Source organism: Flavobacterium sp. GCM10022190, assembly GCF_042656445.1.
Lineage (GTDB): Bacteria > Bacteroidota > Bacteroidia > Flavobacteriales > Flavobacteriaceae > Flavobacterium > Flavobacterium nitratireducens.
This window is the reverse complement of sequence record NZ_JBHSOQ010000012.1, coordinates 1-849: the sequence shown is the minus strand read 5'-3', so window position 1 is coordinate 849 and position 849 is coordinate 1. Positions and strand designations below refer to the sequence as shown.

The 849-nt window shown below is 55.0% G+C and carries 1 rRNA gene; it reads left to right on the top strand.

The features are described 5' to 3' along the window. Positions 1-849, top strand: a 16S ribosomal RNA gene (locus ACFPTQ_RS16040); the annotation flags it as partial.

The following is an 849-nucleotide window of genomic DNA, read 5'->3' as shown; positions in this document are numbered from 1 at the left end:
GTTTGATCCTGGCTCAGAGCGAACGCTGGCGGCAGGCCTAATACATGCAAGTCGAGCGGCCCTTCGGGGCAGCGGCGGACGGGTGAGTAACGCGTGGGAATGTGCCCTTTGGTACGGAACAACACAGGGAAACTTGTGCTAATACCGTATGTGCCCTTCGGGGGAAAGATTTATCGCCATTGGAGCAGCCCGCGTTGGATTAGGTAGTTGGTGAGGTAAAGGCTCACCAAGCCGACGATCCATAGCTGGTCTGAGAGGATGATCAGCCACACTGGTACTGAGACACGGACCAGACTCCTACGGGAGGCAGCAGTAGGGAATCTTGCGCAATGGGCGAAAGCCTGACGCAGCCATGCCGCGTGAATGATGAAGGTCTTAGGATTGTAAAATTCTTTCACCGGGGAAGATAATGACGGTACCCGGAGAAGAAGTCCCGGCTAACTCCGTGCCAGCAGCCGCGGTAATACGTAGGTGGCAAGCGTTATCCGGATTTACTGGGTGTAAAGGGAGCGTAGACGGATGCAAGTCTGGAGTGAAAGCCCGGGGCTCAACCCCGGTACTGCTTTGGAAACTGGCTAGAGTGCTGGAGAGGTAAGTGGAATTCCTAGTGTAGCGGTGAAATGCGTAGATATTAGGAAGAACACCAGTGGCGAAGGCGACTCACTGGCCCGTTACTGACGCTGAGGCGCGAAAGCGTGGGGAGCGAACAGGATTAGATACCCTGGTAGTCCACGCCGTAAACGATGAGTGCTAGTTGTCGGCATGCATGCATGTCGGTGACGCAGCTAACGCATTAAGCACTCCGCCTGGGGAGTACGGTCGCAAGATTAAAACTCAAGGGAATTGACG